At 59.4% G+C, this 4091-nt stretch carries 3 protein-coding genes and 3 pseudogenes; 1 reads left to right on the forward strand and 5 read right to left on the reverse strand.

Going from position 1 to position 4091, the window contains the following annotated elements; translation table 11 throughout:
• Positions 1–194 precede the first annotated feature (194 nt).
• A pseudogene (locus AU465_RS17995) lies at positions 195–651 on the reverse strand (tyrosine-type recombinase/integrase); the annotation flags it as partial.
• Between the two features lie 330 nt (positions 652–981).
• Positions 982–1463, reverse strand: a pseudogene (locus tag AU465_RS18000) (transposase); the annotation flags it as partial.
• Here AU465_RS18000 and AU465_RS18005 point away from each other — a divergent pair.
• Positions 1453–1634, forward strand: a pseudogene (locus tag AU465_RS18005) (transposase); the annotation flags it as partial. The pseudogenes AU465_RS18000 and AU465_RS18005 sit on opposite strands and share 11 nt — an antisense overlap.
• A gap of 379 nt (positions 1635–2013) precedes the next feature.
• Here AU465_RS18005 and AU465_RS18010 read toward each other — a convergent pair.
• From AU465_RS18010 to AU465_RS36640, 3 genes are read right to left on the reverse strand one after another with little or no spacing between them, the layout of a single operon-like run.
• Complete coding sequence (locus AU465_RS18010) at positions 2014–2985, reverse strand: ornithine cyclodeaminase family protein (protein WP_192250526.1); 972 nt, start codon at positions 2983–2985, stop codon at positions 2014–2016.
• A gap of 19 nt (positions 2986–3004) precedes the next feature.
• Positions 3005–3187: a recombinase family protein gene (locus tag AU465_RS36635; RefSeq protein WP_246506222.1), complete on the reverse strand. Its 183-nt coding sequence runs from the start codon at positions 3185–3187 to the stop codon at positions 3005–3007.
• Positions 3184–3321, reverse strand: a complete 138-nt coding sequence (locus tag AU465_RS36640; RefSeq protein WP_246506224.1) for a hypothetical protein — start codon at positions 3319–3321, stop codon at positions 3184–3186. The genes AU465_RS36635 and AU465_RS36640 overlap by 4 nt, the downstream gene beginning before the upstream one ends.
• Positions 3322–4091: the final 770 nt, after the last annotated feature.

Consider the following 4091-nt stretch of genomic DNA (forward strand, 5'->3'; position numbering starts at 1 on the left):
TTATAAGGCGATAGCGAGATGAGCATTATGAATCGAGATCGGGCGGGCCGAGAAGATGAACCACCTCGGCGCGTTCGATGAACTTCAACTCGGCCAGCGCCATGATGCGGTTTTATCGAGCGAAGGCTGGAAGGCGAAGTCGGCGAGCATCTTGAGCGCGGTGAGGCGCGCCATCATCAGCGCCGCCTTGATACGCCGGCACGATCGCCGGGGAAGAGCCACGTCTCTGGCCGCCGCATCTTCCAGTAGTCGCGCAGGATCTCCAGGAGCTTGGGCGACAGCATCAGTAGCGGTCTGCCCTACTCGACGCGGACGACCATTCTCTGGCTGTCGATGTCGGTGGGCTTCAGCTGCACCGCCTCCGAGATGCGCAAGCCGGCGGCATAGCATGTGGTCAGGATGGCGTGATGTTTGACTCGATCACGCAGTCGAGGAACCTTAGAACTCCTCGGGCCGAGGATGATCGGCAGAGAAAGCGCAGCGCCGCAATGGCGATGTAGATCGAGCCGGGCGCCAGCTCTTCTCGTTGGTCAGATAGACCTGCTAGGTCCGAATGTCCTCGCGCCCGAGCAGGTCCGGCGACTTGCCGGGTGTTGAACGCGGGTTGTGCACCTGCATGTCCTCGCTCATGCGCTGGGGAAGTTGGGTCATGACAAGCTCCTTTGTCCGATGGGAATGGGCTGTAAGCGGCCACCCCCGGGCTCGCGTAGTTGGAGCTCCTATTGCATGCATGACCGGCGCCACGGACGACGCCATCAGGGCCGCGCCAGCGGTGTATAGCTGCGGTCGCGGAGCGGGTTAGTCCTATAAAGGTTATGCGTTGCAGGCACTTGTCCGTGCCGGGGGCTGGCGTTACCTTTTCGTCGGGCATCCGACATTCTTGTCCAGCTTCGAACACAACAAAGGTTTGCCAGTGGGCACGCGCGACTTATCCCGCAGGGGAGCGGTAGCCCATGTGTCTACGCCCGAGGACGAGGGATCGACGACCACCCGGATCGCGTCGAAGAAGACGAGCGGATAGACGGCGTCAAGCGGCCTGTTCTGCCATTCGGCCACCTCCTCCAGAACGGCATCGGTGACGGCCGAGATCGGGTCCGGCGAGACGTCGATGCCGTAGAGCTCCTCCAGATGGCCGCGGATCTCGCGCACCGTCATGCCGCGCGCATATATGGAGATGATCTGTCGTCGAAATCGGGAAACCGGCGCTGATACTTGGCGATCAGCTTGGGATCGAAGGTTCCGGCACGGTCGCAAGGGATGGTCAGCGTCATCTTCGATGTGCCCGTTAGCACCGACTTTCGCGAATGGCCGTTGCGGCGATTGGCATTCCCCTCGGTGCTCTCATCCGAAAGGTGCTCTTCGAGTTCGGCGTTCAAAATGCGCTCCGAAAGCGCCTTCTTCAGATCGTCAAGCAGCCCATCTCGGGCAAACACCTCATTGGGATCGCGGCCCTGCCTGACCAAAGATCAGAATGCCTTGTTGGCGTTCTACGATTTCCCCCGAGCATTGGGATCATCAGCGGACGTCGAATCCCGATCGAGAGCATCTTTGCCACCGTTCGCGATCGCACGGTGCGCACTAAAGGCTCCCCATCATCGAAGACCGCCAGGCTGATGGTCTTCAAACTGGTAATGGGCCAAGTTCCAGCATAGCTCCGCAGTCAAAGGCACGCGCTGTCATGAAAACGGATGAGCAAACCCGGCGACGATTGTCACCACCGCGTATCATTCTCCCTTGGCCTCGCGAACGCTTCGCCGTCAGACATCCGAGGCAGAAGCCGGATGCCCGAATTGGGCTCGTCGGATCTTAGCGAAGGGCGCAGTAATGGTCGTCCTTATCGCCAACGGCGGGCGCCGCGGCTCGATCGACTGCAACAAGCATAATTGCCTCCACCGAGTTTTTCGCTAACAATCACACTCTGAGCACACGTCTCTATTAATCACTCGTCATAAGATCTTTGGGCGAAATACCAGAATCTATTAGCACTTGCACTCTGTCGGCGCCCCACGCTCCCTAACGCTGCAGCGCGACGCCTCGACCGGTTCGAACAGCTGTTTCGAACAACGCGCTTGCGACTGCAAGGTCGGCAAGGGCACATCCCGGAAATAGAAATAGCGTGCGCTGGGTTGGATCCGAGGAACGGCCTCGCTCAATTCCGCTCGTTAGCATTGCCAAATCCGCATCAAAGGGGCCGGGATAGGCGAGCTTGGATCGGTTTTCTGGATCCTCCGCCTGGGCGCGATCGTCAACGACGCGAAGGTCGAATACGTTGAAGGTTTCGACGTGCCATGACCGACCGAGGTCGACCGCGCTGACGAAACTGCCTGGGCGCAGTTGGCTCGCATCGAGGAAGGGAGCAAGCGTAGCGGTCGCGGGCACTGTCGTTATGACGACGTCACAGGCGAGCGCGTCATCCGCGGCCGTGGTTTCGCGGCTTTGCAGACCTTTCTCTCGTGCGATATCGGCCAACCGGCGCGCCGAGGTTGCCTTGGGGTCGAAACAAACTGCCTCGACCAATCCGGGGAAAAGATCGTACATTGCTTCAAGGTGTCCGAGCGCTTGTTGGCCGCAGCCCACAAAGCCAATAGATGTGCTATCCGGGCGCGCAAGATATTCCGCCGCAAGTGCCGACATGGCGGCGGTGCGTAAAACTGTGAGGCTGTTGCCGTCCATAACCGCTAGAGGTTGTCCAGTATTAAAATCACTGAGAATAACAAGACCGTTAACGTTCGAAAGCCCTCGCCCGGCATTTTCAGCTGCGATGCCGACCCATTTGGCTGCAGCATATGGAGGCTCGGGCGAGGCTGCGCACAGCGCTTGAAAGAAATGTCCAGGAGCGATTGCGAGGGTCTGCTTCGGACTCACCTGAACGCGGTGTTGGGCGTGCAAACGGAATGCTCGCGCGAGGCTCAGGCGTAGATCGGCTGGATTGGGCCTAAGGGCAAGGATTTCAGCCCCGCTCAGGTAGAGCAACGGATCACTCACAGCCGACCCTCCTTAACAATCACCCAAGCGCGCGGCTCACCACTCGCGAACGTCTCGGGACGTTCTTTTCCTGCTCCAACCATTTTCTGCCCCTGATGTGTTTCTTGACCATGAATCCCGGCGCGACGCCAGACTTACCATAGGCATAGGCGCCGCCGTAGATCGGATTCTCAATGATCCGGTGAACGGTGGCATAGCTCAGCCTGCGCGAGACGACGTCGCCATTGTTGCGTTTGGCAGCAAATTCAGTCCATGCTCGAGGAACCACATCAGCGCCTGCCAGGCGCTGCCGAGTTCCGCGACCTTGTCAAACACCAAGTTGATGGCCTCCTGCACGCGGCGATCAGGATCCTTCTCAAACTGGTCACCGACCTTCGCGAAGCCGACGGGGCTGCAACGACGAGTTCGCCGCGAGGAGCCTTGTCGTAGCGGGCCGAGCGTGAACGCGGGCGCAGAACTTCGAGCTCATACTCGTTTGAGGCTCCCCTTCAATCCCGGCAGCAATCGGTCATTGCCCTGGCGACGCATAGACCGTCTCCTGATCGATTAGCACGGTGTCGACGACCCGGCACATCTAGATGAGTTGCTGCCGATCGCGGCTGTTGCGGGCAAAGCGCGAGATCTCCCGTGCCGCAAACCGCACCGACTTTGCCAAGGGCAGAGCTCGGCGACCATCCGGTCGAAACCGGCGCGTGCGACGCCGCCACCGGCAGAGCGACTGAGACCGCTATTGATCGTCTCGATGGGGACCAGCCGAGCGCCGTCAGGCGGTCGTGCATTGCATATTGAAGCATACTGCTCTCTCGCGACTGTGCAGAACCTGATGGGCGGACGATGCCATGTATGAAGAAGCCCGCGCCAAACATCGGTCCCGTGGGCGTTCCGTCATCGAGTTGTACAATACCGCGGGGCCACATTCCTCGCTCGGAGGGCGCGATGCAACTGCGCTTCATAGAGCGGCAATATGGCGGATTCTATCGGGAATGTGGCGCCAAATGTCAAAGGAATGGCGGGCCTACTAAATTACTGTTCAGCCTCGAAGTTTAAGAGACCAGAGGACATTGCTCTATGGGACTTCCAAGTCACGTCAAATACGTCATCGTCGG

Source organism: Mesorhizobium silamurunense, from assembly GCF_014843905.1.
In the GTDB taxonomy this organism is placed as follows: Bacteria; Pseudomonadota; Alphaproteobacteria; order Rhizobiales; family Rhizobiaceae; genus Mesorhizobium; species Mesorhizobium silamurunense.